This is a genomic window from Psychrobacter sp. (assembly GCF_036731945.1).
Lineage (GTDB): Bacteria > Pseudomonadota > Gammaproteobacteria > Pseudomonadales > Moraxellaceae > Psychrobacter.
The window spans coordinates 24304-26282 of sequence record NZ_DAINDI010000042.1; the positions used below are offsets into that span (position 1 = coordinate 24304).

Genomic DNA, 1979 nt, shown 5'->3' on the forward strand with positions numbered 1-1979 from the left:
ACCATAGATGCAATTTTTCTTATTTAAACTTTTGATCTTATGAACTATAAACACGCCTATCATGCTGGTAACTTTGCCGATGTTGTTAAACACATTTTATTGGTACAACTGCTGAATCAATTGGGGCAAAAAAATAAACCTTTTTATGTGCTGGATGCTTACGGCGGCCGTGGACTGTATTCGCTCGGCAGTGAAGAGGCGCGCAAAACAGGTGAAGCCAAAGGCGGTATCCAAGCTTTATTAAAAGCGGATATCGAAAAAGCACCGGCGGCCGTCAAAGACTATATGGAAGGCATTAAGCAAGCGCGTTTTACGTATGACAAAAAAGTCTATCCTGGTTCACCGTGGTGGATTGCCCATCATGTTGAAAAAAATCCTGATGCTGGCGTGCGCGGTGAAGCGTTTGAAGCCAAAGCCAGTGAATACGATGCATTAAATTATCAGCTACATAAATTGCCGATTGGTATTCATCATCGCAATTCTTTTGAAGGTATCGCCGCCGTGATTCCACCAAAAGAGAAGCGCGGTCTGATTTTCCTTGATCCGCCTTACGAGCAAGAGCATAAAGACTTTACCCGCCTGATTGATTTATTGGTACATTCTTATAATAAGTGGCCACAAGGTACTTACGCGTTATGGTACCCAATTAAAAACATGGAAGCGGTTGAGCTGTTTTACAAAAAGCTAAAACGGACTGAAATGAGACGTCAATTGGTCTGCGAGCTCAATATCTATCCTAACGACATCGCTGTCGGCTTAAATGGTACAGGGTTACTCGTTATCAATCCGCCTTGGCAATTTGACAATCATGCGCGTGATATTTTGCGTTTCTTGCAGCCGGTGTTAAAAGTTGCAGATGCCCCAGACATGTCTCCCGATAGTGCCACCAATGTGCGCTGGCTGGTCGGCGAATAAGGATATCGTTATGACGACGAATCAATCATCAAGTAGTATGGGCAAAGATAGCCTTACAAAGGACAGTCTGGTAACTGACAAGGTTATGAATGACGGCTTGGTAAAAGAGCCGCTCTTACAAGATAGTGCTGCCACCCAGCCGCCTTTTGTCGATGAGCATGAGTTCAATATTCGCCTAGCGGATAATGACAATTATGATGGCTTAACCTTTGAGGTGATTGAAGCAGAAGTCGCCGAAGGCAAACGCGTGGTCAGTCGCGGTGTGTATTTAGCACCGAATCTGATTACCACTTTATCCTTGCTATCGGGTTTTTATTCTATTTTAGCCAGTACCCAAGGCGAGTTTTACAAAGCCTCATTAGCGATTTTCTTATCCGCCATTCTTGATGGCGCTGATGGGCGTGTTGCGCGTATGCTCAATGCCCAAAGCCCTTTTGGCGAGCAATATGATTCACTCGCTGATATGTTGGCTTTTGGCGTTGCGCCTGCAATCCTGATTTATAGCTTTGCTTTAGAGCCGTTAGGTCGTATCGGTCTTGGTTGTGCGTTTGTCTTTACCGCGTGCGCCGCATTTCGCTTAGCACGTTTTAACGTACAAGTTGGTATAGTCGATAAAAAGTACTTCGTCGGTTTGGCAAGTCCGCTCGCGGCTATCTTGGTTACCGCCGCTGTCATGGTTGCGGTCGATCATAACGAATGGGTCGGACAATACGATACTGGCATCATGTTCTTATTTGCGGCATGGGTGGTTATCTGCGGGTTATTGATGGTCAGTAACGTCAAATACTATAGCTTTAAAGAGTTCGATAAGAAGAAAGTGCCATTTGTTGTGCTTATTATTGGCGTATTGGTCATGAGTATCATCTTATATGATATCCCAGTGGGCATCTTAGCCATCGGTATCATCTATGCATTATCAGGTATCGTAACCACGTTAAAGAGTAAAATGTAAGACTAAAGCCAAAATCTCAGATTTAAATCCTAAGCAATCAAGGGGTTAGAAGATATACTAATTTAAATTTTCAAACCCCCTTGACCCCCTACTAAAAGCGCGTATAATGCCA

Annotated in this window: 2 protein-coding genes; both read left to right on the forward strand. The window is 43.9% G+C overall.

Annotated elements, in window-relative coordinates; genetic code table 11:
* Window positions 1-39: 39 nt before the first annotated feature.
* Window positions 40-915, forward strand: coding sequence for a 23S rRNA (adenine(2030)-N(6))-methyltransferase RlmJ (locus V7D75_RS09630; protein ID WP_102076781.1), 876 nt, complete (start codon window positions 40-42; stop codon window positions 913-915).
* 10 nt (window positions 916-925) lie between these two features.
* Window positions 926-1867 carry a CDP-diacylglycerol--serine O-phosphatidyltransferase gene (pssA, locus tag V7D75_RS09635; protein WP_333614390.1) on the forward strand — a complete coding sequence of 314 codons (942 nt, stop codon included), beginning with the start codon at window positions 926-928 and terminating at the stop codon, window positions 1865-1867.
* The last annotated feature ends 112 nt before the right edge of the window (window positions 1868-1979 follow it).

Bases quoted from the DNA above. Each gene is read 5' to 3' on its own strand.
- pssA (WP_333614390.1), top strand. From the start codon at position 926: ATGACGACGAATCAATCATCAAGTAGTATGGGCAAAGATAGCCTTACA.
- V7D75_RS09630 (WP_102076781.1), top strand. From the start codon at position 40: ATGAACTATAAACACGCCTATCATGCTGGTAACTTTGCCGATGTTGTT.